This is a genomic window from Brevundimonas sp. Soil_N_31, from assembly GCF_057655995.1.
This window is the reverse complement of record NZ_JBDGLE010000005.1, coordinates 38,658-60,882: the sequence shown is the minus strand read 5'-3', so window position 1 is coordinate 60,882 and position 22,225 is coordinate 38,658. Positions and strand designations below refer to the sequence as shown.

Sequence of the window (22,225 nt, the reverse complement as noted above, 5' to 3'; positions counted from 1 at the left end):
CAAGGCCCGCTATTCAGCGGAACGCGCCCCGTTGCGTCGCTGGCCGAAGGTCGGGGCCCGCTCCTTCTGCTGCGCCCAATAGGCCGGGCCGTCGTCCGGCTTGAACATGGTGCGCGGCACGCCGTTGCGGTCCACCACGGCGAAGGTGTTGGTCGACGCCTGATAGAACAGGGTGTCGCCGTTCGGCCGCTTCACCGTCTCGGTGCCGGACGGCGTGCTCTCGGTGAAGGCCTGAACCTTCTGCAGATAATCCTCGGCCGACCTGGCGCCGAAGTCCGCGCCGTTGCGCTCATACAGCCGCTGCACCTTGGCGTCGGCGGTTTCCCGCCGATTGGCCGTGACCGGCGGCTTGGCCGCTTCCAGCGGCGCGGCATCCGCCACGCCGTCTCGCGCCCCCTCTGAAACCAGGCCGACCGGTTCGGCCGTGCTGCGCTCCCGCGTCTCGACCGCCGAGCCGCCGCTGTCGCATCCCGCCAGAACCAGAACCGCCGCAGCCAGGGCCGCAGACATCCGCATATGCATGGCATCCCCTCCTGAAAACCCGCCGAACGCAGTTAGGCATACAATTTTTGTTCCGGCAATGTTCCATTGATGGAAACGTCAGCGACGTCGCTTTGTCTCGACGCCGTCACCCCGCCCGGCTACAGATTTCGTCATGACCGCACCCTCGCTTTCCGGCCGCAAAATCCTGCTGATCGTCGGCGGCGGCATCGCCGCCTATAAGGCGCTGGAGCTGATCCGCCTGTTCAAGAAGGCGGACGCCGAGGTGATGGCCGTGCTGACCAAGGCCGGCGCCGAGTTCGTCACCCCCATGTCGCTGGCGGCCCTGACCGGCCATCCGGTGCGGCAGGATCTGTTCATGCCGGAAGACGAGACGGCCATGGGCCATATCGAGCTGTCGCGCTGGGCCGATCTGGTGGTGGTGGCGCCCGCCACGGCCGGACTGATCGCCAAGGCCGCCAACGGCATGGCCGACGACCTGGCCTCGACCACGCTTCTGGCCACCGACAAGAAGGTGCTGCTGGCCCCGGCCATGAACGTGCGCATGTGGCTGCACCCGGCGGTGCGGGCCAATGTCGAGCGGCTGAAGGGCTTCGACGGCTTTCACGGCATGGCCGTGGTCGGGCCGGACGACGGGATCATGGCCTGCGGCGAGTTCGGGCCGGGCCGCATGGCCGAACCGCCGGTCATCTTCGACGCCGCCGCCCGCCTGCTGGCGGGACCGGACGGCCGCCCGCTGACGGGTCGGACCGCCGTGGTCACGGCGGGGCCGACCTTCGAGCCGATCGACCCGGTGCGCGGCCTGACCAACCGTTCCAGCGGCAAGCAGGGCTACGCCGTCGCCAGCGCCCTGGCCGAACTGGGCGCGCAGGTGACGCTGATCTCCGGCCCGGTGGCGCTGGACGCCCCTGTCGGCGTGACCCGCGTCTGGGTCGAGGCCGCCACTGAGATGAAAGCCGCCGTTGAGGCGGCTCTTCCCGCCGACATCGCCGTGATGAGCGCCGCCGTCGCCGACTGGCGCGTGGACGGCGTCGCTTCAGGCAAGATCAAGAAGAAGCCCGGCGGTCCGCCGTCGCTGGCCCTGATCGAGAACCCCGACATCCTGGCGGGCGTCTCCGCCCCCGGCCCGCGCCGCCCGAAACTGGTGGTCGGCTTCGCCGCCGAGACCAGCGACCTGGAGGCCAACGCCCGCGCCAAGCTGTCGCGCAAGGGTTGCGACTGGATCGTCGGCAACGACGTCTCGGACGAGGTCTTCGGTTCGGACGGCAACGCCGTGACCCTGTTCACGCAAAACGGCGACGAGCCGTGGCCGCGCCAGTCCAAGACCGAAGTGGCGAGGAAGCTCGCCCAACGCATCGCCGATCACTTCAAGGCCTAGAAGAGACCTCCCCGTCATGACCACCATCCGCGTCGAACGCCTGCCCCACGCCGAGGGTCTGGCCCTGCCCGCCTATGAGACCGCCGGTTCGGCGGGCATGGACCTGCGCGCCGCCATCAGCGAGGGCGAAACGCTGGTGCTGGAGCCCGGTCAGCGCAAGCTGATCCCCACCGGCCTGAAGATCGCCCTGGAACCCGGCTATGAGGCCCAGGTGCGCCCGCGTTCGGGCCTGGCGCTGAAGCACGGCATCTCGGCGCCCAATTCGCCGGGCACCATCGACAGCGACTATCGCGGCGAGATCGGGGTCATCCTGATCAACCACGGCGAGCTGCCGTTCGAGATCGAGCGCGGCGACCGCATCGCCCAGATGGTCATCGCCCGCTACGAGCAGGCCCGGATGGTCGAGGTCGAGGCGGTGGACGAGACCGCGCGCGGCGGCGGCGGCTTCGGCTCAACCGGACGTTGACGAAAGCGTCACTTTCATCCTTGCAAATATGGCTCTAGCGTGGCCGTCATGAACACGCTGGACCAGCTCGTCTATTGCAGCCGCTCGCAACTGGCGCCGGACGAGGAGGCGGCGGCGATGGCCGACATCGTTCACGTCGCCGCCTTCCTGAACGCCCGCAACGGCATCACGGGAGCGCTGACCCTGCAGGACGGCGTGTTCGTTCAATGTCTGGAGGGCTCCCCCACCGCCCTAGACATCCTGATGCTGCATCTGCATTTCGACGAGCGGCACGAGGAGATCGAGATCGTGGCGCGCGGCCGGATCGAGCGGCGCGCCTTCCCCGCCTGGGGCATGACCGCCCCGACGCTCGGTCGGTGCGATGCGCTCAGCCGCCTGATCGCTCGGCGCTCCGACGACCTGATCGCCTGGCGCGAGGCCATGGGCGCCCTCCTGACCGAACCGGCCTGACACCGCGCTCAGGCAGCGAGCCGCCGCGCGGCGCACGATAGCGCAGGGGCGCGCCAGCGCCCCACCCAGCATCACGCCTGACGGAAGCCCAGCACGTCCTGCATGTCGTAGAGGCCGGGGCGGCGGTTGCGCACCCAGGCGGCGGCGGCCACCGCGCCCTTGGCGAACAGGCTGCGGTCCATGGCCGAGTGCGACAGGGTCAGCATCTCGTCCTCCGAGGCGAACATGACGGTGTGGTCGCCGATCACCCCGCCCGCCCGCAGGCTGGCGAAGCCGATCTTGCCCGTTTCGCGCGGGCCGGTGATGCCGTCGTAAGGGGCGCTGCGCAGCTCTTTCAGATCGCGGCCCCGGCCGTTGGCGGCGGCCTCGCCCAGCATCAGGGCCGTGCCCGAGGGCGCGTCGACCTTGCGCCGGTGATGGGTCTCCAACACCTCGATGTCCCAATCGCGCGCGTCCAGCCGCAAGGCCGCGTGCTCGACCAGGCCGATCAGGATGTTCACGCCCAGCGAGAAATTGCCGCTCATGACAATGGCGATCTTCTCGGCGGCGGCCTCGATCTCGGCCTCCTGTTCCGGCGTCAGGCCGGTGGAGCCGACGACCAGCGCCGGTCCGCCCGCCTCGGCGCAAGCCTTGGCCAGGGCGACCGACGCCTCGGGCGTCGAGAAGTCGATGATGACGTCGCACAGCTTCAGATCGACCGTCTCGCCACGATCGAAACGAGCGGCGACCACCACGTCCTCGCGGGCGTCCAGAACCTGAGAAACGGCGCGGCCCATGCGGCCCCGGGCGCCGGAAATGCCGGCGTGGAAGATGTCGCTCACGCGGTCTCTTTCGGATTATCGGCGTCGCCGCCCAGGATGTCGGCCCAGAAGCGCTTGGCCTTGCCGGCGAAGCTGGTGTTGCGCGGCGTCTGGGTCTCGCCCAGGGAGTCCGCCAGTTCGGTCAGCAGCTCCTTCTGACGCGCGGTCAGTTCGGTCGGCGTCTCGACGAACAGTTCGACCACCAGGTCGCCGCGACCGCGCCCGTTCAGGTGCGGCATGCCCTTGCCCTTGATGCGGACGGTCTTGCCCGTCTGGGCGCCCGCGGGCACATCGACCGCCGCCCTGCACTTGCCGTCGCAGGCGTCGGAGACCAGGCAGGGGGCGTCGACGATGCCGCCCAGCGCCGCCACCGTCATCGGCACCGGCACCGTGACCAGCAGGTCCAGGTTGTCGCGCTCGAACAGCTCGTGCGGCAGCACCGACAGGAAGACATAGAGGTCGCCCCGCGGTCCGCCGCGCTGGCCCGCCTCGCCCTCGCCCGACAGGCGGATGCGCGAGCCGTCGTCGACGCCCGCCGGCACCTTGAGGCTGAGCTTGCGGGTCTTGCGGACCTGGCCGTGGCCCCGGCAGTTGGTGCAGGGATCGGCGATCATCTCGCCCGAACCGCCGCAGCGGGGGCAGGTGCGCTCGACCTGGAAGAAGCCGTTGGCCTGGCGCACGCGACCGGCGCCGCCGCAGGTGGAGCAGATGCTCGGCTTGGTGCCCGCCTTGGCGCCCGAGCCGTCGCAGACCTCGCAGGTCATCAGGGTCGGGATGGCGATCTCAACCTCGGCGCCCTTGTAGGCCTGCTCCAGCGTGATCTCGAGGTCGTAGCGCAGGTCCGAGCCGCGACGCGGGCCGCTCTGTTGCTGGCGCCCGCCGCCCCGGCCGCCGAAGGCGTCTCCAAAGGCGTCGCCGAAGACCTGGGAGAAGATGTCGTTGATGTCGTGGAAGCCCTGGCCGCCGCCCTGGCCGAAGGGGTTGCCGCCGCCCGCGCCGCCGCCGTTCACGCCCGCATGGCCGAAACGGTCATAGGCCGCGCGCTTCTGCTCGTCCGACAGGACGGTGTAGGCCTCGGAGATTTCCTTGAAGCGGGCCACGGACTCTTCGGAGCCGCCGTTGCGGTCGGGGTGGTGCTCCATCGCCAGCTTGCGATAGGCGCTCTTGAGCACGACGGCGTCCACCGTCCGCTCGACCCCCAGAATCTCGTAATAGTCACGTTGCGCCATCAGGCGTTCGTCCTCTTACTTTCCCGCCGCGCCAGGGTGCTGTTCGGCCTCTCTTGATCTGGAGGCGTTCCGTTCGCGGATGACCGACGGCCTGCCTGATGACATGGGCGCCCGGTCGAATGATGCAAGTTTCATGAAACGGCCCCGCCTGCCGTCTGGCAAGCGGGGCCGAACATTAGCGAGGCGCCGGGTTAGGCGTCCTTCTTCTCGTCCGTGTCCGAGACTTCCTCGAACTCGGCGTCGACCACGCCGTCGTCGGCCGGTTGGCCCTCGGCGTCGCCTTCAGCCCCGCCCTGCTGGGCGGCGTACATGGCCTCGCCCAGCTTCATCGAAGCCTGCGCCAGGGTGTTGGTCTTCTCGCGGATGGCCTCGGGGTCCGTGCCGTCCTTGGCCGACTTCAGATCGTCCAGGGCCGACTGGATGGTCGCCTTGGTCGCGTCGTCGATCTTGTCGCCGTGCTCGGCCAGAGCCTTCTCGGTCGAGTGGACCAGGCTGTCGGCGCCGTTCTGGGCCTCGACCAGTTCCTTGCGGGCCTTGTCGGCCGCGGCGTTGGCCTCGGCTTCCTTGACCATGTTCTCGATGTCGGCGTCCGACAGGCCGCCGTTGGCCTGGATGCGGATCGACTGTTCCTTGTTCGTCGCCTTGTCCTTGGCCGTGACGTGGACGATGCCGTTGGCGTCGATGTCGAAAGCGACCTCGATCTGCGGCATGCCGCGCGGTGCGGGCGGGATGCCCATCAGGTCGAACTGACCCAGCACCTTGTTGTCGGCGGCCATCGGGCGCTCGCCCTGGAAGACGCGGATCGTCACGGCCGACTGATTGTCGTCAGCGGTCGAGAAGACCTGGGCCTTCTTGGTCGGGATCGTCGTGTTGCGTTCGATCAGCGGCGTGAACACGCCGCCCAGGGTCTCGATGCCCAGAGTCAGAGGCGTCACGTCCAGCAGCAGCACGTCCTTGACGTCGCCTTGCAGAACGCCGGCCTGAACGGCGGCGCCCAGGGCCACGACCTCGTCCGGGTTCACGCCCTTGTGCGGCTCCTTGCCGAAGAACTTCTTCACGGCTTCCTGCACGGCGGGCATGCGGGTCATGCCGCCGACCAGAACGACTTCATCGATGTCCGAGGCCTTGAGGCCCGCGTCCTTCAGCGCCTTGGCGCAGGGCTCGATCGTCCGCTGGATCAGGTCGTCCACCAGAGCTTCCAGCTTGGCGCGCGACAGCTTGATGTTCAGGTGCAGCGGGCCCGAGGCGTTCATGGTGATGAACGGCAGGTTGACCTCGTACTGGGTCGTCGAGGACAGCTCCTTCTTGGCCTTTTCGGCCTCTTCCTTCAGGCGCTGCAGGGCCAGCTTGTCCTGGCGCAGGTCGACGCCCTGCTCCTTCTTGAACTCGTCGGCCAGGTAGTCGACCAGACGCATGTCGAAGTCTTCACCGCCCAGGAAGGTGTCGCCGTTAGTCGACTTCACCTCGAACACGCCGTCGCCGATTTCCAGGATCGAGACGTCGAAGGTGCCGCCGCCCAGGTCGTAGACGGCGATCTTCTGACCGTCGTTCTTCTCAAGGCCATAAGCCAGGGCCGCCGCAGTCGGCTCGTTGATGATGCGCAGGACTTCCAGACCGGCGATCTTGCCGGCGTCCTTGGTGGCCTGACGCTGGGCGTCGTTGAAATAGGCCGGAACGGTGATGACGGCCTGGGTGACCTTCTCGCCCAGATAGGCCTCGGCGGCCTCCTTCATCTTGCCCAGGGTGAAGGCCGAAACCTGCTGGGGCGAATAGTCCTTGCCGTGGGCCTGGACCCAGGCGTCGCCGGTCGGGCCCTTGACGATCTCGAAGGGCACCATGCCCTTGTCCTTGGCCACCACCGGGTCATCGAAATTGCGGCCGATCAGGCGCTTGATGGCGAAGAAGGTGTTGGCGGGGTTGGTCACCGCCTGACGGCGCGCGGGCTGGCCGACGAGGATTTCGCCGCCGTCCTGAATGGCGACCACCGACGGGGTGGTGCGGGCGCCTTCGGCGTTCTCGATGACCTTGGGGTTCTTGCCGTCCATGACGGCGACGCACGAGTTGGTCGTGCCGAGGTCGATGCCGATGATCTTGGCCATGGGCTTGTCTTTTCACTCCTTGCGGCGGGCGATGCGGCGGCCTTGGATCAAGCGCCGCGCGTGACCGCCCCCAGATGGGCTTTTGAAATCATGCCGCGCCGGACGAGGCCCGGTTCGGCGGTGGATGGGATCGGCGAGCAAGCCCCTAACGAATAGGGGGTTATCGCCGGATTGGCTCGGATATGGGAAAGACCGCAGGGGCTGCAAGGCCTTCCGACCGGTTCCGGGCCGATTCCGCGCCTTATGGCGGACAAGGCGGCGCGACGCCGCTAAATTCGGCCGATGATCCCGCAAAACAGCCCGCAACCGTCCAGAAAAGAGCTGAGGGAAGCGCCGACCGCCCTGCCCGGCTTTCGTCTGTGGCCCGGCCTGCTGGACGCTGCGGAACAGGCCGAACTGCTGGCCGAGGTGCGGCGAGGGCTGGAGGCGGCGCCCCTCTATCGGCCGGTGACGCCCGGCGGGCGGCCGTTTTCAGTGCGGATGAGCAATTTCGGCGCCCTGGGCTGGGTGTCGGACCGCCAAGGCTATCGCTATCAGCCGACCCATCCGGCGACCGGCGCGCCCTGGCCCGCCATTCCGCCCCGGCTTCTGAGCCTGTGGGACGCCCTGACCGGCTGGCCGAGCCCGCCCGACGCCTGCCTGGTCAACCTCTATCAGGGCGAGGCGAAGATGGGGCTGCATCAGGACCGGGACGAGCGCGATCTGACGGCGCCCGTGCTGTCGATCTCCCTGGGCGACACGGCGGTGTTCCGCATCGGCCCGGCCGAAGGCGGCAGGACGGCCAGCGTGCGCCTGGCCTCGGGCGACGTCTGCGCCCTGACCGGACCGGCGCGGCTGGCGCGTCACGGGATCGATCGGCTGTTGGCGGGGTCGTCGCGGCTTCTGCCGGGCGGCGGGCGGGTTAACCTGACCCTGCGGGTCGCGGGCTAGACCGAAGGACTCGACGCGGCGGCGAAAGCCGGGGCACTGTCGCGACTTCCACAGCGCCGACCGGAGACCCGAGATGACCCTGATCACCCGGCCCGAGGGCCTGAGCCCCGACCAGATCGCCCCCAGCCGCCGCAGCCTGGGCGTGGCGACGGCGGGCGGGCTGTTCTTCGCCGCCTACGCCCCCGCCGCCCTCAGCCAGTCGGCCCGGCCGATCGCCACCGACACGGCGGGCCTGGTCACGGCCGACGCGACCTATCCGGCGCCCGACGGCTTCGCCCTGCCCGCCTATGTCGCCCGACCCGACGGCCCCGGCCCCTTCCCCGTCGTGATCGTCGTGTCCGAAATCTTCGGCGTGCATGAATACATCCGCGACGTCTGCCGCCGCCTGGCCAAGGCGGGCTATGCCGCCGTGGCCCCCGCCTTCTTCGTCCGCGTGCAAGACCCGGCTCCGCTCAGCGACATGCAGGCCATCATGCGCATCGTCGCCGCCGCCGGCTACGACCAGGTGATGGGCGATATCGGCGCCACGCTGGACTGGATCGGCGCCCAGTCCTGGGCCAAGGCCGACAAGGTCGGGATCACCGGCTTCTGCTGGGGCGGCAAGGTGGTGTGGCAGGCCATGGCCCGCTTCCCGACGCTGGACGCCGGGGTCGCCTGGTACGGCCGCCTGTCCCCCGCCGACACGGCCACCGACGAACAGAAGACGGCGGGCCGCCCCTGGCCCATCGACCTGGCGGGCAAGTTGAAAGCCCCCGTGCTGGGCCTCTACGGCGGTGCAGACAGCGGCATTCCCAACGACACGGTCAAGGCGATGAACGACGCCCTGGCTGCCGCCGGCCGGAGCGACAGCCAGATCATCCTCTACGACGACGCCCCGCACGGTTTCCACGCCGACTACCGCGCCTCCTACCGCGAGGCGGACGCCAAGGACGGCTGGCGGCGGCTGCTCGAACTGTTCGATACGAGATTGAAAAACTGGCCCTTCCTTCCGCTCACCCCGGCGGACGCCGGGGCCCAGTGCTTTGGCCGCAAGCGCGGCGCGGGAAGCTGAGCAAAGAAAACGGCCCGACGCATCTGCACCGGGCCGTCGTCGTTTCAGCGCGCGAAAGCCTCAGGCCTTGGCGTCGAAATTCCCGCCGGTCGTGTTGGGATCGGCATAGGCGCCGCCCGCCGCCGCGCCCGAGCCCTTGGCCGCGACCACCACCATGGCCGCGCGCACGGTGCGGCCGAACAGGGCGTAGCCCGGCTGCAGCGTCTGGATGACGGCGCCGCCCGGCACGGTGTCCGAAGGCTGCTCCATCATCGCCTGGTGCAGGTGCGGATCGAAGGCGTCGCCCGGCGCCGGATCGACGCGGGTCAGGCCGTTGGCCTCGAAGGCCGACAGCAGGGACTTCTGCGTCAGCTCCAGCCCCGTGAGCATGGCGGCCGCCGGGCCGTCGGCGTCCTTGGGCGCTGTCGCCAGACCGCGCTCCAGCGTGTCGGCCACGCCCAGCAGATCCTTGGCGAAGCGCTGGATGGCGTAGGCGCGGGCGTCGTTCTGCTGCGTCTCGGCGCGGCGCTTGACGTTCTCGGCCTCGGCCACGGCGCGCAGGGCGCGATCCTTCCACTGGTCGCGCTCGGCGATCAGGGCGTCGACCACGGCGGTATCGTCGCCCTCGGGCGCGAGGTCCGCCTCGTGGATGTCCTGCTCGAGTTGGTCCCGCGTCTCGTCGTTGATGTCGTTCACGTCTCTTGTCCGTCCAGAATCCGGCCCAGCACCCGGGCGGTATAGTCCACCAACGGTATGACACGGGCGTAGTTCAACCGCGCGGGCCCGATGACGCCGATGGCGCCCAGCACCCGCTGCCGGCCCGACATATAGGGCGCCGCGATCACGGCGGAACCCGAAAGCGAAAAGAGTCGCGTTTCCGCGCCGATATAGATGCGCACGCCCTGGGCCGCGCCGACGTCGTCCAGCAGACCGATCAGCTGTTCCTTCTGCTCCAGGTCGTCGAACAGGACGCGCACCCGCTCCAGATCCTCGGCCGCGCGGGCGTCCTGCAACAGATTGCCGCGCCCCCGCACGATCAGGTTGCGGTCATGCCCCCCGCCGCCTGCGCCGCCGCTCCAGGCCGCCAGCCCGTCTTCGACCAGGCGGGCGGCGGCGGCGTCCAGATCACGCCGCGCGGCCTCCATCTCGGCCTTCATCTCATGCCGGGCCTCGGCCAGCGGGCGCCCCTTCAGCCGCGCGCTAAGGAAGTTCGACGCCTCCTGCAGGGTCGAGGGGGTGACGCCGGGCTGGAGGCTCATCAGCCGGTTCTCGACCACCCCGTCGTCGGCGACCAGCACCGCCAACGCCTGCCCCCCGCCCAGGGCCACGAACTCGACATGACGCACCCCGGCCTCGCGCACCGGGCTGGCGACGATGCCCGCCCCGCCCGCCAGACCCGACAGCAAGGACGAGGCCGCATCCAGCGCCTCCTCGACATTGCGTCCGCCGCCCTTGGCGCCCAGCACGGCCAGCCGGGCGTCGATCTCGCGCCGCTCCTCCTGACCGATGTCGCCGACCTCCAAGAGGCCGTCCACGAACAGCCGCAGCCCCGCATGGGTCGGCGCCCGCCCGGCCGAGGCGTGCGGCGAGGCCAGCAGCCCGGCCTGCGTCAACGCCTGCATGGTGTTGCGGATCGAGGCGGGCGACAGGTCCAGCCCCGCGCGCGACAGGGTGTGCGACCCCACCGGCTCGCCCGTCTCCAGATAGCTTTCGACCACCCGGCGGAAGATGTCGCGCGCCCGCGCATCCAGCGTCGCCAGGCCGGGCGAAGGATGCAGCAGACTCATGCCGCCATCCTCCGCGCCGCCCAGTCCGCGCGGGTCAGGCGATGGACCAGGCAGTCGTCCGCCCCGTTGAAGACGCGCCGCCCCTCCGGCCGGAAGCCCAACCGCTGATAGAAGCGATGCGCCTCGGTATTGGAGTTGAGCGGATCGATCACCACCGCCTCGATCTGCGGGCGGGCGAAACAGGCGTCCAACGCCTGGGCCATCATCTGCGTCCCATGGCCCCGGTTCAGGGCGTGGGCCTCGCCGATCCATATATCGAGGGCGCGCAGGTTCGGCTCGATCTCGCCCCAGTAGCCGTTGGGTTCGCCCGCAGGGTCGATGTCCAGCATGGCCCCGATCGGACAGCCGTCGACCTCGGCGATGAAGTAGCGGAAGACGTCGGACTGCGCAGCCAGCTCCTCGGCCCAGTCGGCCGCCTCATGATGGTCGGGGTCGTCGGTCAGGCAGGCGACGACGTGCGGCGCTTCATCCCAGCGCGCCAGGATCTCAGCGTCGGCGGCCACGGCCGGGCGAAGGCGCACGACAGACAGGTCAGGGCGGGACAGGCTCATGGTTTCAGGATAAGCACGCGCCATCCCGCTTCCAAGGAATTCCCATGCGCCCGTCCGAACGCACCCCCGAACAACTCCGCACCGTCACGCTGGAAACCGGCGTCAACCGCTACGCCGAGGGCTCGTGCCTGGTGTCCTTCGGCCACACCAAGGTGCTGGTGACGGCCTCGATCGAGGAGAAGGTGCCGGGCTGGATGCGCAACACCGGCCAGGGCTGGGTCACGGCCGAATACGGCATGTTGCCCCGCGCCACCCACACGCGCGGCCGCCGCGAAGCCGCCGCCGGCAAGCAGTCGGGCCGCACTCAGGAAATCCAGCGCCTGATCGGTCGTTCCTTGCGCGCCGTGGTCGACCTGAAGGCGCTGAGCGAGCGTCAGGTGCTGATCGACTGCGACGTCATCCAGGCCGACGGCGGCACCCGCACCGCCTCCATCACCGGCGCCTGGGTGGCGATGGCCTCGGCCCTCAACTACCTCAAGGACGAGGGCGTGCTGACGACCGACCCCATCCTGGATCAGGTGGCGGCCGTGTCGTGCGGCGTGTTCAAGGATCTGCCGGTGCTGGACCTCGATTATGAGGAAGACTCCACCGCCGAGGCCGACAGCAACTTCGTGCTGACCGGCGCGGGCCAGATCGTCGAAATCCAGGCCACCGGCGAGAAGCGCGGCTTCAGCCGGGCCGAGTTCGACCGTCTGTTCGAACTGGCGGAAATCGGCTGCACCGAACTGTTCGCCCTGCAGCGCGCCGCCGTCGAAGCCGCCCGCCGATAAGGCTTTTCGCGGAGCCGGATCGGGGTCATCGTCATTGACAGGCGAACCCCGATCCGGAGCCCCCGCATGACCCGACCGTCCCTTCTGGCCTGCCTGATCCTCAGCGGCCTGCTCGCCGCCTGCCAGCCGCGCCCGGAGCCGGCGGCCTCCGCGCCGGTCCCGGCGCCTGCGCCTTCCCACGCCCGCGAGCCCGAGGCCCGCCTGCCCGAAGGCCCGGACATGGCGCCACAACGAGTTCCGATCGACGCACGCCCCTGCCTTGAGACCCTGGGCGAAGCGGCTTCCGCCCGCTTGGTCCAGCGCTGCATCGCCGTCAGCCCAGCGACCCGCCCGCCCTGCCACGCCTCCAACCCTTGCGACCTGATCCAGGGCGAGATCGACCGTTCCTGCGCGATGTGGACCCGCGACGGCGAAACCCCTCCGAAAGAATGCAAGGGCTGATCTTCTCCCTTCCCTTCATGGGGAGGGTGGTCGAAGCGAAGACCGGGTGGGGAGGGCCAGCGATTACGAGCGTTGCGCCTGATTTCTCCTGCCGCCCCCACCCGACCTCGCCCTGACGGGCTCGGCCACCCTCCCCATGAAGGGGAGGGAGAAAGCGCGCTCAAGCAGCGCGCGACCGCGTCGCGAGCGATAGCGCACAAAAAAGACCCCGGCGGATCGCTCCGCCGGGGCCTTCTTCAGTTCAGCGATGACGCCGAGGCTTAGTCGCGACGGCGACGGCCGCGGTCGCCGCCGTTGCGGTCGCCCTTGGGACGGCCGCCAGTGTCTTCCGACAGCGGGGCTTCACCGCGTTCAGCGCGCTCGGCGTTGATCTTGTCGGTGATGTCCTCGCCGGTTTCCTGATCGACGACCTTCATCGACAGCTTGGTCTTGCCGCGATCGTCGAAGCCCAGGAACTTGACCTTGACCTCTTGGCCTTCCGACAGGACGTCGGCCGGGTTGGCGACGCGCTCCAGAGCGATCTGGGACACGTGGACTAGGCCGTCCTTGGCGCCGAAGAAGTTCACGAAGGCGCCGAAGTCGACGACCTTCACGACCTTGCCGGTGTAGATGGTGCCGACTTCCGGCTCCGAGGCGATCGATTGGATCCAGGCCTTGGCGGCTTCGATCTTCTCTTGCTCGTTGGCGGCGATCTTGATGGTGCCGTCGTCGCCGATGTCGATCTTGGCGCCGGTCTTTTCCACGATCTCGCGGATGACCTTGCCGCCCGAACCGATCACTTCACGGATCTTGTCGACCGCGATCTTGATGGATTCGATCTTCGGAGCGAACTCGCCCAGCTCGGCGCGCGGGGCCTCCATCGCCTTCGACATTTCGTCGAGGATGTGCAGACGACCGGCCGAAGCCTGCGTCAGGGCCTGCTGCATGATCTCCTTGGTGATGCCGGCGACCTTGATGTCCATCTGAAGGCTGGTGATGCCTTCCGAGGTGCCTGCGACCTTGAAGTCCATGTCGCCCAGGTGATCTTCGTCACCCAGGATGTCCGACAGGATGGCGAACTCGCCCGACGGCTCCAGGATCAGGCCCATGGCGATGCCCGAGACCGGACGGACCAGCGGCACGCCCGCGTCCATCAGGGCCAAGGACGAACCGCAGACCGTGGCCATCGAGGACGAGCCGTTGGACTCGGTGATCTCCGACACCAGACGGATGGTGTAGGGGAAGTCTTCCTTCGACGGCAGCATCGGACGGATGGCGCGCCAGGCCAGCTTGCCGTGACCGATTTCGCGACGGCCCGGCGAGCCCATGCGGCCCGCTTCACCGACCGAATAGGGCGGGAAGTTGTAGTGCAGCAGGAAGGACTCCTTGTAGGTGCCCGTCAGGCTGTCGATGTACTGCTCGTCCTCGCCGGTGCCGAGCGTGGCGACGACCAGGGCCTGGGTTTCGCCGCGCGTGAACAGCGACGAACCGTGGGTGCGCGGCAGGACGCCGACTTCCGAGACGATGGCGCGGACCTTGTCCAGGGCGCGGCCGTCGACGCGGTGGCTGTTCTCGATGATGTCGCGACGCAGGACATCGGCTTCGCATTCCTTGAAGGCGGCCGAGAACTTGGACGAGTCGACGCCCTCGGGGTTCTCGTCGGTCTTGACCAGGGCGGCGGCGGCGGTCTTCTTCGCGGCGTCGACGCCCGAGCGGCGCTCATACTTGCCCGGATGGGCGTAGGCGGCCTTGATGTCCTCGCCGACCAGCTTCTTGATCGAGGCGACGACGTCCGAGTGGTCTTCGGCCTGGAAGTCGAACGGCTCCTTGGCGGCGTGCTCGGCCAGTTCGATGATGGCGTCGATCACCGGCTGCATGCCCGCGTGCGCGAACATCAGGGCCTTCAGCATGGTGTCTTCCGAAAGCTCCTTGGCTTCGGATTCGACCATCATGATGGCGTCTTGCGTACCGGCGACGACCAGGTCCAGGGCGCTTTCGCCCATCTGGTCGATGGCGGGGTTCAGCACCAGCTCGCCGTCGATCATGCCGACGCGCGCGGCGCCGATCGGGCCCATGAAGGGCACGCCCGACAGGGTCAGGGCGGCCGAGGCGGCGACCATGCCCAGGATGTCGGGATCGTTCTCAAGGTCGTGCTGCAGCACGGTGACGATGACCTGGGTCTCGTTCTTGAAGCCCTTGACGAACAGGGGGCGGATCGGGCGGTCGATCAGGCGAGAGACCAGGGTCTCCTTCTCGGTCGGACGGCCTTCACGCTTGAAGTAGCCGCCCGGGATCTTGCCGGCGGCGAACGTCTTCTCTTGGTAGTTGACGGTCAGCGGGAAGAAATCCAGGCCCGGCTTGGGCTGGCGGCCATAGACGACGGTGGCCAGAACCACGGTCTCGCCGTAGGTCGCCAGCACGGCGCCGTCAGCCTGACGGGCGATGCGGCCGGTTTCCAGCGTCAGCGGGCGTCCGGCCCACTCGATCGTCTTGCGTTTGATGTCGAACATTATTCTTCTTTCGTCTCCCGCGGGCGTATTCCCGTCGGGGGTGTGCGGAGCGGCAGGCCGTTCAGTCCTGCGGTCCCCATTAGCCAGGCCGCGTCATCGCGGCCGGACGGGTGATTGAGGACCGGATTTCAGGCCCTCGCGTCGGTTGCGCCGGTAAGACCCGCGGCGCACGGGAAAGCGTAGTCTAGGAGCGGAACGAGGCGCGGACGTGTCCGCCCGCGCCTCGTGGAATTATCCGATCCGCAACCGGGGGCGCCTTAGCGACGCAGGCCCAGCTTGGCGATCAGCGCCTGATAGCGGGCGCTGTCGGTCTTGTTCAGGTGGTCCAGAAGGCGACGACGCTGCGAAACCTGCTTCAGCAGGCCACGACGCGAGTGGTTGTCCTTCTTGTGGGTCTTGAAGTGCTCGGTCAGGTTGGCGATGCGTTCCGTCAGGATCGCGACCTGCACTTCAGCCGAACCGGTGTCGCCCGTCGAGCGAGCGTTGTCGGCGATGACTTCAGCTTTACGTTCAGCCGTAATCGACATCGAGAGTCCTTTCTTGCCCTATCGCTCGCCTCGCGGAGGCTCGCTGTTTGAGGGCGTTGGGTGTCCTATCGGCAAGCGTGTGAGCTTGCTTCAGGGGAGGTTGAAAACACGATCAGGTTCAAGCCGACCGGCCCTGAGATTGCCGAGCGCGACCAGGGTTCCGCCCTCGAAGACCGAAACCAGCCGCGAACCGGCGGTGAGCCGGGCCTTGAGCGTTTCAATCTGTCGGGGGAGCAGAACGATCGGCCGTCCCTGCCTCAGAGAGAGGGCGTCCTGATCCGTCACGGCCAACTCCGGGATGTCGTCCAGAGCGGTCGAAACGGGCAGCAAGCCCTCAAAGGCGGCGCCCTTATGCGCCAACTCTTCCAGAAAATCCAGCGTTACGGCGTTGTCGACCGAGAACGGCCCCACGCGCTCGCGCCGCAGGTCCGAGACATGGCCCTCGGCGCCCAGCATGATCGCCAGGTCGCGCGCCAGGGATCGGACATAGACGCCCTTGCCCGTCCGCATCGTGATCTCGACGTGATCGGCGTCGGGCGCGGCCGTCACCGTCGCCTCATGAATGGTCACGCGGCGCGACTGAAGCTCGACCTCGACCCCCGCCCGCGCCAGATCATAGGCGCGCTCGCCATTGACCCGTATGGCCGAAAAGGCGGGCGGCGTCTGGTCGATCTCGCCGACGAAGGACGGCAGGGCCGCCGCCACCGCCTCGACCGAAGGCCGCACGTCGGAACGGGCGATAATCTCGCCCTCGCGGTCGATGCTGTCGGTCGAAATGCCCCAGTGGATAGTGAAGCGATAGACCTTCTGCGCCTCCATCATGAAGGGCACCGTCTTGGTCGCCTCACCGAGCGCGATGGGCAGTATGCCCGAAGCCAGCGGGTCCAGCGTGCCCGCATGCCCCGCCTTCTGGGCGTTGAACAGGCGGCGGATCTTCGTCACCGCCTCGGTCGAGCCCATCTCATAGGGCTTGTCGAGGCACACCCAGCCGTTGACGAGATCGCCCTTCTTGCGTCGCGCCATAACTCAGTCTTTCTCTGGGCCTACCGCGCCTTGCGCTGCTTGAGGCCCGTCATCCTCATCGTCAGCGTGTTCGATGTCGGCGCGCACGCGCGGATCGTTGAACAGACGGTCCATATGGCTGGCCGTGTCGAAGCTCTCGTCGTGGCGGAACTTCAGGTCGGGCGTGAACTTCATGTCGATGCGGCGGCCCAGCTGACCGCGCAGGAATTTGGCGTGTTCGTTCAGCGCCTTGATGATGGCGCTCTCGTGCCCGGCCGTCTCGGCCGCCTCGACGCCGGCGCCCAGAGGCTCGACGAAACAGGTCGCATGGCGCAGGTCCGGGCTCATCCGCACCTCGGTCACGGTGACGGAGACGCCGACCAGGGCCTCGTCGTGGATCTCATGCTCGCGCATCACGTCGACCAGGGCGTGGCGGATCAGTTCGCCGGCGCGCAGCTGGCGCTGCGACGGGCCCATCGAGCCGCTGGCGTTGCGGGTGTGTTGCTTGCGGGCCATCGTGGGCTCCTCCTGCTCGCGCCGCCGGGGATCGGACGCCGGCTCTGAAACGCGAAGGGGCGGGGTCTAGTCGCCTGCGTCGTTCAAGTCCAGTTCCGCCGCACTTTGTTCCGCCTGCCGGGCCGCCCGCATCACCGCGCCCGAGGTCAGGCTGCGCGCCATCGGCATGGACAGGCCGCCCGCGTTCAGCACCTCGGCCGTCCAGTGATTGCACAGATGCCCGACCCAGAAAGTCTCGCCGCTGGCGTAGAAGACGGCGTCGTCGCCATCCCTCTGCGCCGAAACCACGGCCTGCCCGCCCTCATCCAGCCGCAGCGACGCCGCCACCCGCGCCCGCAGGGCGGCGAAGCCTTCCGGCGACAGGCGCAGCGTCGCCCTCTCCGTTTCGGAAAACAGCGCAGGATCGGTCGGATCGGGGTCCAGCATGACCACGGACGGATTGCCGCCGGGCTTGAAGAAGGCCCGCGCCCCGTCGGGCAGGCGGCCGCTGATCGCTCCCTGCTCGACATAGAAGACAGAGTCGCCCCAGCCGATCCGCACCCAGTCGCCCGGCGGCAAGGCGCGCACCGCCCGCGCCAGAGCGTCGTCGCCCGTCGCCAGCGCCGCGCGCGGCACGGCCAGGTCGGTGTGAAAGCCGTTGTCGAGCAGATGGACGACGACCGTCGTCTCGGATCGCACAGGTGGGAACAACCCGGGATCGCCTGGCCGTTCGGCGGTCCAGACAGCCGCTGACGCACCGATCAGAACTGCAAGGCTCCACCGAACCAGCATGTCCGTCGTCCGACTTAGTTGGAGCCGTAGGCGGCGGGAGCGTCGCGAGCGGGCGATGCGCCCTGCAGGCGCGACCACTCGCCGCGATAGTCGTAGTTCAGCGTGACGCAGTGACGGAACTCGCCGCCAGCCCAGCGACCGACCGTCTCAATGCTCAAGGGATGACCGGCGCGCACACGGCCGACCACGATCCAGGTCTCGTCCGCACCGGGACACAAGGCCCGAGCCAGGGCGCGGCCGTCGCCTTCGGCCGAGATGGCGTAAACGCTTCCGCCGCCAGAGCCTTCCGGCAACACCTGCAACGCCTGGTTCGGCCCGCCCCGCTCGAAGCGCGCCGAACCGCGTGAAGTCGAGGAGAAGAGGTTCTTCAATGAAGTCGCGCCGAACCAGCCGCGCTCAACCTCCAGCGTCACGCCGCGCGTCAGCGCCTGCGTCGTGCGGTCGCGGGCGTCAAAGGACAGGAAACGGGTGTCGGCTAGCGCGGGCGAGGCGACGCTCGTCGCCACAGCGGCCAGGAGTCCCAGAGTCAGGATGGAGCGACGCATGACGGCCTCGTCTGTGAACACGCCCCCCGGCGATTTGCGAACCCTAGTGTCCTCAACGGCCCGGGTGAACCCCCAGAGGCGTCTTGCAGATGAACCAAGGGCGCGGCTCCTTGCAAAACCGCGCCCCTCAATGTCCTTCCGTTGACGGATCCGGCACACCCTAGTCCAGGGTGCGCTTGATCTCTTCGACGGTGAAGCACTCGATGTAGTCGCCTTCCTTGATGTCCTGGAAGCCGGCGAACTGCATGCCGCACTCCTGACCCGAAGGCACTTCGTTGACCTCGTCCTTGAAGCGCTTGAGCGTGTTGAGCACGCCCAGTTCCAGCACCACCACGTCGTCGCGGATGATGCGGACGCGCGCGCCCTTGCGGACCACGCCCTCGGTGACGCGGCAGCCTGCGACCCGGCCGACCTTGGTGATGTCGAAGGCCTGTAGAACCTTGGCGTTGCCGAGGAAGGTTTCGCGCTGGAGCGGCGCCAGCATGCCCGAGAGCACGCCCTTAATGTCGTCCAACAGGTCGTAGATGATCGAGTAGTAGCGGATCTCGACGCCTTCGCGGTCAGCCAGGTCGCGAGCCTGTTTCGAGGCGCGGACGTTGAAGCCCAGGATCGGCGCCCCGGCCGACTTGGCCAGGTTGACGTCGCTCTCGGTGATGCCGCCGGCGCCCGAATAGACGGTGCGGGCGCGGACCTCGTCGTTGCCCATCTTGTCCAGCGAGCCGACGATCGCTTCCGCCGTGCCCTGAACGTCGGCCTTGATGAGGACCGGCAGTTCATTGACCTTCTTGGACTGCAGCTTGGACATCATGTCGACCAGCGACAGCGAACCGCCCGAGACCTGGGTCTTCTCGCGCTTCACGCGCTGACGGTATTCCGTCAGTTCGCGGGCGCGGGCCTCGGATTCCACCACGGCGAAGACGTCGCCCGGCGACGGCGCCTCGTCCAGGCCGAGGATCTCGACCGGAACCGACGGACCGGCTTCAGGCAGTTGCTCGTTGCGCTCGTTCAGCAGGGCGCGAACCTTGCCCCAGGCCGAACCAGCCACGACGATGTCGCCGCGCTTCAGCGTCCCGCGCTTGACCAGGACGGTCGCGACCGGGCCGCGGCCCTTGTCCAGCTTGGCCTCGATGACCACGCCTTCGGCCGAACGGTCGGCGTTGGCGCGCAGGTCCATGACTTCGGCCTGCAGCAGGATGGCGTCGGTCAGACCGTTGAGGTTGATCTTTTCCTTGGCCGACAGCTCGATGATCTGGGTGTCGCCGCCCAGGCTCTCGGAGATGACTTCATACTGAAGCAGCTCGTTGACGACCTTCTGCGAATTGGCGTCCGGCTTGTCGATCTTGTTGACCGCCACGATGATCGGCGAACCTGCCGCCTTGGCGTGCTGGATGGCCTCGACCGTCTGCGGCATGACGCCGTCGTCGGCCGCCACGACCAGGACGACGATGTCGGTGACGTTGGCGCCGCGCGCCCGCATCGCCGAGAAGGCCGCGTGGCCCGGCGTGTCCAGGAAGGTGATGCGCTGACCGTCGGCCAGGCGCACCTGATAGGCGCCGATGTGCTGGGTGATGCCGCCCGCTTCGCCGCCCGCCACGTCCGTTGTGCGCAGCGCGTCCAGAAGCGAGGTCTTGCCGTGGTCGACGTGGCCCATGATGGCCACGACCGGAGCGCGGATCTCGCCCGCATCGGCGTCGTCGGCGTCGGCGATGAAGCCTTCTTCAACGTCGGATTCGGACACGCGCTTGACGGCCATGCCGTACTCTTCGGCCACCAGTTCGGCGGTGTCGGAATCGATCACGTCGTTGATCTTCATCATCAGGCCCTGACGCATCAGGAATTTGATGATGTCGACGCCGCGCACGGCCATGCGGTTGGCCAGTTCGCCGACGGTGATGGTGTCGGGAATGACCACTTCACGCGGACGGTTGGGCGTTTCGGTCGAGCCGCCGCGGCGCTTTTCCTTCTCGCGTTCGCGAGCGCGGCGCACCGAGGCCAGCGAGCGCATGCGCTCGACGGCGTCCTCGTCGCCTCCCGCCACCGAATGGATGGTCAGGCGGCCTTCGCGGCGCTTGGGCTCGCCGCGCGTGCGGCTGACCGCCTTACCGGGCGCGTTGTCGGCGAAACGCTTCTCGCGATCGTCCTCGCGGCCAGTGGCCGGACGGGCGAAGCCGCCGCCGGCGCGGCTGGGGCGCGCCACTTCGGGCTGGGCCGGAGGCTGGTTCGGAGCCGGACGGGCGCCGGGACGCGAGGCGCCGGGCGCGCCGGTGCGGGCGCCGGGGGCCGGACGCGGGTTCAGCGCCGAATAGCGGACGGTCTGGGCCGGACGCGCAGGACGCTCGGCGCCCTCGCGGCCGCCTTCGCGCGGCGCCTGTTCACGGGCCTGCGGACGCTCGCCGTCGCCCATGGCCTGTTCGCGAGCCGAACGGCCGCCGAAGGCGGGACGTTCCAGCGGCGCACGGCCTGTCGGAATCTTGGGTGCGCGCTGGCCGAAGTTGACCGCCGGACGCTTGGGCGCAGCCGGAGCGGCCGGGGCCGCCGGCTTGACCGGCTCAGGCTTGGCTTCGACCTTCGGAGCCTCGACCTTGGGCGCTTCACCCTTCGGCGCGACCGGCTTGGCCGGAGCGGGGGCCGGCGCGGCGACGCTCAGCTTGGCGGCCTCGACGCGGGCGGCTTCGGCGGCGGCCTTGGCGGCGGCGGCTTCAGCGGCGGCCTTGGTCGCAGCGGCTTCGGCGGCGGCGGCCTGTTGGCGCTCGGCGGCCTCAGCGGCGGCCTTGGCGGCGACCGCGTTGCGCTCGCGCTCGGCGGCCTGTTGCGTGGCCAGGGCGATGGCGCGGCGACGCGCCTCCTGTTCCTCGGGCGACAGGGCGCCGCCGGCCGGTTGACGCGGCGCGGCCGAACGCGGCGCGCCGCCTTCGGGGCGCGGACGCGCGACGTCGAAGCCCTGCGGACGCTGATGCCCGCCCTGCGGGCCGGCGCGGCGCTTGGTCTCGACGACGACAGTCTTGGAACGGCCGTGGCTGAAGCTCTGTTTCACCGTGCCGGTCGAGACCGAACCCGCCGCACGCGGCTTCAGGCTCAACGGCGCGCGCGGCCCCGTTTGCGAAGGCGTGTTGGCAGGAGTCTTGCCGTCGTTGGAATTGTTGTTTTCGTCGCTCATCCGGTCGCTTTACTCAGGGCGGAGAATTCCGCCTTCGTCTCTCAATCACCCATAGCAGAATGCGGCCCCGCCTCCGTTGTTTCGGAAACAGGCCCGCCGCCGCTCAAACCCTAAGGCTCTCCTTCCGGAGCCGCGCTCCGGTCGTCCTCTGCGCCGTGTTCGGGCCCCGCCCGGTTCCAGCTCTGGGGACAGAGAGGTCGAAATCCCGCCAACCGCTGAACCTCCTGGGTCCAACGATCAGCCCGCCCGCCTCGCAGCAGGACGGCGTGTATCGCATTTTCCAGCCCAAGGGCCAAACTCAAATCGTCCGCGCTGAAAGCCCCGCAGATTTCGGGGGCGGGCGAGGCGTGTCTGGAGAGGGCCAGAAGCTTGCCGCGCCCATCGGCCGAGCCGTCGGCGGCTTCGATCAGCCATGCGGCGCGGCCGCTGCGGATCGCCGCAGCGCATTTCTCGAACCCAGAGATAAGCACGCCTTCGCGCCGGGCAAGACCCAGCTGGTCCAGACAACGCCGAACCAGCAGGGTCTCGACCAGATCGGGCAGGTCCGCGGCGGGCTTCAGCGGCGCCTTGGCCGCCCGCGCGAACAGGTTCTTCTTGATCGCCGCCTCAAGCGAGGCGCGGTCGGCCGCGACCCATAGGCCGCGCCCCGGAAGCTTACGCCCCAGATCAGGCGCCACCGCGCCGTCCGGGCCGCCGACAAAACGGATCAGGCGAGATTCATCGAGAACCTGGCGTGACGCCAGGTCCTGACGATCCCTATCGATCAACGTCTCGGACGACCTCATG

At 68.6% G+C, this 22,225-nt stretch carries 22 protein-coding genes; 7 read left to right on the top strand and 15 right to left on the bottom strand.

Annotation, left to right across the window (positions count from 1 at the left end; genetic code table 11):
* Nucleotides 1-9 precede the first annotated feature (9 nt).
* Nucleotides 10-522, bottom strand: a complete 513-nt coding sequence (locus AC3A3G_RS09675; RefSeq protein ID WP_487488075.1) for an S-type pyocin family protein — start codon at nucleotides 520-522, stop codon at nucleotides 10-12.
* Nucleotides 523-655: 133 nt separating this feature from the next.
* On the opposite strand from AC3A3G_RS09675, the gene coaBC reads away from it, so the two are divergent.
* The 3 genes from coaBC to AC3A3G_RS09660 are packed head-to-tail and all read left to right on the top strand — an operon-like array spanning nucleotide 656 to nucleotide 2,795.
* Nucleotides 656-1,879 carry a bifunctional phosphopantothenoylcysteine decarboxylase/phosphopantothenate--cysteine ligase CoaBC gene (coaBC, locus tag AC3A3G_RS09670; RefSeq protein ID WP_487488074.1) on the top strand — a complete coding sequence of 408 codons (1,224 nt, stop codon included), beginning with the start codon at nucleotides 656-658 and terminating at the stop codon, nucleotides 1,877-1,879.
* Nucleotides 1,880-1,895: 16 nt separating this feature from the next.
* Entirely contained in the window at nucleotides 1,896-2,345 is a 450-nt protein-coding gene (gene dut, locus AC3A3G_RS09665; RefSeq protein WP_487488073.1) for a dUTP diphosphatase, read from the top strand.
* Between the two features lie 48 nt (nucleotides 2,346-2,393).
* Nucleotides 2,394-2,795 carry a BLUF domain-containing protein gene (locus AC3A3G_RS09660; protein WP_487488181.1) on the top strand — a complete coding sequence of 134 codons (402 nt, stop codon included), beginning with the start codon at nucleotides 2,394-2,396 and terminating at the stop codon, nucleotides 2,793-2,795.
* Between the two features lie 71 nt (nucleotides 2,796-2,866).
* Here the strand turns inward: AC3A3G_RS09660 and dapB are convergent, their stop codons facing one another.
* The 3 genes from dapB to dnaK all read right to left on the bottom strand — a co-directional run bounded on the left by dapB (nucleotide 2,867) and on the right by dnaK (nucleotide 6,923).
* A complete protein-coding gene (dapB, locus tag AC3A3G_RS09655) occupies nucleotides 2,867-3,616 on the bottom strand; it encodes a 4-hydroxy-tetrahydrodipicolinate reductase (RefSeq protein WP_368922964.1) in 750 nt (249 codons plus the stop codon).
* Nucleotides 3,613-4,824, bottom strand: a complete 1,212-nt coding sequence (gene dnaJ, locus AC3A3G_RS09650) for a molecular chaperone DnaJ (RefSeq protein WP_487488072.1) — start codon at nucleotides 4,822-4,824, stop codon at nucleotides 3,613-3,615. The genes dapB and dnaJ overlap by 4 nt, the downstream gene beginning before the upstream one ends.
* Nucleotides 4,825-5,015: 191 nt before the next feature.
* A complete protein-coding gene (dnaK, locus tag AC3A3G_RS09645; RefSeq protein WP_200168200.1) occupies nucleotides 5,016-6,923 on the bottom strand; it encodes a molecular chaperone DnaK in 1,908 nt (635 codons plus the stop codon).
* Between the two features lie 282 nt (nucleotides 6,924-7,205).
* On the opposite strand from dnaK, the gene AC3A3G_RS09640 reads away from it, so the two are divergent.
* Together AC3A3G_RS09640 and AC3A3G_RS09635 are read left to right on the top strand one after the other, a co-directional pair.
* Nucleotides 7,206-7,853: an alpha-ketoglutarate-dependent dioxygenase AlkB gene (locus tag AC3A3G_RS09640; RefSeq protein WP_487488071.1), complete on the top strand. Its 648-nt coding sequence runs from the start codon at nucleotides 7,206-7,208 to the stop codon at nucleotides 7,851-7,853.
* Between the two features lie 73 nt (nucleotides 7,854-7,926).
* Nucleotides 7,927-8,904, top strand: coding sequence for a dienelactone hydrolase family protein (locus AC3A3G_RS09635; protein ID WP_487488070.1), 978 nt, complete (start codon nucleotides 7,927-7,929; stop codon nucleotides 8,902-8,904).
* A gap of 60 nt (nucleotides 8,905-8,964) precedes the next feature.
* Here the strand turns inward: AC3A3G_RS09635 and grpE are convergent, their stop codons facing one another.
* Genes grpE through AC3A3G_RS09620 form a run of 3 tightly spaced genes read right to left on the bottom strand, consistent with a single transcriptional unit; the run spans nucleotide 8,965 to nucleotide 11,221 of the window.
* The gene (gene grpE / locus AC3A3G_RS09630; RefSeq protein WP_374759223.1) at nucleotides 8,965-9,534 is read right to left on the bottom strand and encodes a nucleotide exchange factor GrpE; all 570 of its coding nucleotides are present in this window, start codon (nucleotides 9,532-9,534) and stop codon (nucleotides 8,965-8,967) included.
* A gap of 41 nt (nucleotides 9,535-9,575) precedes the next feature.
* On the bottom strand, nucleotides 9,576-10,670 hold the full coding sequence (gene hrcA, locus AC3A3G_RS09625) for a heat-inducible transcriptional repressor HrcA (protein ID WP_200168196.1): 1,095 nt from the start codon (nucleotides 10,668-10,670) through the stop codon (nucleotides 9,576-9,578).
* On the bottom strand, nucleotides 10,667-11,221 hold the full coding sequence (locus AC3A3G_RS09620; protein WP_368922971.1) for a GNAT family N-acetyltransferase: 555 nt from the start codon (nucleotides 11,219-11,221) through the stop codon (nucleotides 10,667-10,669). The genes hrcA and AC3A3G_RS09620 overlap by 4 nt, the downstream gene beginning before the upstream one ends.
* 44 nt (nucleotides 11,222-11,265) lie before the next feature.
* On the opposite strand from AC3A3G_RS09620, the gene rph reads away from it, so the two are divergent.
* Both rph and AC3A3G_RS09610 read left to right on the top strand, forming a co-directional pair.
* Nucleotides 11,266-11,991 carry a ribonuclease PH gene (gene rph, locus AC3A3G_RS09615; RefSeq protein ID WP_487488069.1) on the top strand — a complete coding sequence of 242 codons (726 nt, stop codon included), beginning with the start codon at nucleotides 11,266-11,268 and terminating at the stop codon, nucleotides 11,989-11,991.
* A 66-nt stretch (nucleotides 11,992-12,057) separates the two neighbouring features.
* Nucleotides 12,058-12,432, top strand: a complete 375-nt coding sequence (locus tag AC3A3G_RS09610; protein WP_412876605.1) for a hypothetical protein — start codon at nucleotides 12,058-12,060, stop codon at nucleotides 12,430-12,432.
* A 260-nt stretch (nucleotides 12,433-12,692) separates the two neighbouring features.
* On the opposite strand, the gene pnp is transcribed toward AC3A3G_RS09610, so the two are convergent.
* From pnp to AC3A3G_RS09570, 8 genes are all read right to left on the bottom strand, one after another.
* The gene (gene pnp, locus AC3A3G_RS09605; protein ID WP_125899566.1) at nucleotides 12,693-14,921 is read right to left on the bottom strand and encodes a polyribonucleotide nucleotidyltransferase; all 2,229 of its coding nucleotides are present in this window, start codon (nucleotides 14,919-14,921) and stop codon (nucleotides 12,693-12,695) included.
* A gap of 257 nt (nucleotides 14,922-15,178) precedes the next feature.
* Nucleotides 15,179-15,448, bottom strand: a complete 270-nt coding sequence (rpsO, locus tag AC3A3G_RS09600) for a 30S ribosomal protein S15 (protein ID WP_024354282.1) — start codon at nucleotides 15,446-15,448, stop codon at nucleotides 15,179-15,181.
* Between the two features lie 90 nt (nucleotides 15,449-15,538).
* Nucleotides 15,539-16,471 carry a tRNA pseudouridine(55) synthase TruB gene (truB, locus tag AC3A3G_RS09595; protein ID WP_412878668.1) on the bottom strand — a complete coding sequence of 311 codons (933 nt, stop codon included), beginning with the start codon at nucleotides 16,469-16,471 and terminating at the stop codon, nucleotides 15,539-15,541.
* A gap of 3 nt (nucleotides 16,472-16,474) precedes the next feature.
* On the bottom strand, nucleotides 16,475-16,966 hold the full coding sequence (gene rbfA, locus AC3A3G_RS09590; protein WP_368922979.1) for a 30S ribosome-binding factor RbfA: 492 nt from the start codon (nucleotides 16,964-16,966) through the stop codon (nucleotides 16,475-16,477).
* Between the two features lie 66 nt (nucleotides 16,967-17,032).
* Nucleotides 17,033-17,656: a DUF2459 domain-containing protein gene (locus AC3A3G_RS09585; RefSeq protein WP_487488068.1), complete on the bottom strand. Its 624-nt coding sequence runs from the start codon at nucleotides 17,654-17,656 to the stop codon at nucleotides 17,033-17,035.
* A gap of 95 nt (nucleotides 17,657-17,751) precedes the next feature.
* The gene (locus AC3A3G_RS09580; RefSeq protein WP_125899570.1) at nucleotides 17,752-18,282 is read right to left on the bottom strand and encodes a hypothetical protein; all 531 of its coding nucleotides are present in this window, start codon (nucleotides 18,280-18,282) and stop codon (nucleotides 17,752-17,754) included.
* Nucleotides 18,283-18,442: 160 nt separating this feature from the next.
* Nucleotides 18,443-21,439 (bottom strand): translation initiation factor IF-2, encoded by a 2,997-nt coding sequence (gene infB / locus AC3A3G_RS09575; protein WP_487488067.1) that lies wholly within the window; start codon nucleotides 21,437-21,439, stop codon nucleotides 18,443-18,445.
* A gap of 110 nt (nucleotides 21,440-21,549) precedes the next feature.
* Nucleotides 21,550-22,224 (bottom strand): RNA-binding protein, encoded by a 675-nt coding sequence (locus tag AC3A3G_RS09570; RefSeq protein ID WP_412876599.1) that lies wholly within the window; start codon nucleotides 22,222-22,224, stop codon nucleotides 21,550-21,552.
* Between the last annotated feature and the right edge of the window lies 1 nt (nucleotide 22,225).